Raw genomic sequence first — 526 nt, 5'->3', positions numbered from 1 at the left:
CGCGTCGCCAGGAGTGAGTGCCCGCCGAGCTGGAAGAAGTTCGCGGTCGCGCCGACCGAAGGCAGACCCAGCAATTCGCACCAGATCCGCGCCAGCGCTTCTTCCACCTCGCCTTCCGCGGCGACCTCCTCGGCCAGGCCCGACTGCTGCGGCGCAGGCAGCGCCTTGCGGTCGATCTTCCCGCTCGCCGTCAACGGCATCGCTTCCAGCACCGTCAGGGTCGACGGATGCATGTAGGCCGGCAGCTGCGAATGCAGCTGCGCACGCCACACTGCGTCTTCGGGCGCTGCCTGTCCCTGTGCCAGCACCGCGTATGCGGCCAGCTGCGGCTCGCCGCCATCGGTCGGCACGTGGACATCGACGACGATGTCGGCGATCTCGGGCATGGCCTGCAGGCACTGCTCGATCTCGCCCAGTTCGATGCGATGTCCGCGCAGCTTGACCTGGTGGTCGATGCGGCCGAGGTAGCGCAGTTCGCCATCGTGGCGCTGCTGCACCCAGTCGCCGGTGCGGTACCAGCGCTGCA

The 526-nt window shown here is 68.8% G+C and carries 1 protein-coding gene; it reads right to left on the bottom strand.

Features of this window, described 5'->3' with window-relative positions; genetic code table 11:
- Positions 1-526: AMP-binding enzyme (locus tag ACFQ0E_RS19225; RefSeq protein WP_386826654.1), on the bottom strand; the 526-nt coding region annotated here is incomplete at both ends.

Source organism: Lysobacter brunescens (assembly GCF_042677005.1).
Taxonomy (GTDB): domain Bacteria; phylum Pseudomonadota; class Gammaproteobacteria; order Xanthomonadales; family Xanthomonadaceae; genus Lysobacter_I; species Lysobacter_I brunescens.
The sequence above is the reverse complement of the archived record's forward strand: the minus strand, read 5'-3'. Positions and strand labels throughout refer to the sequence as shown.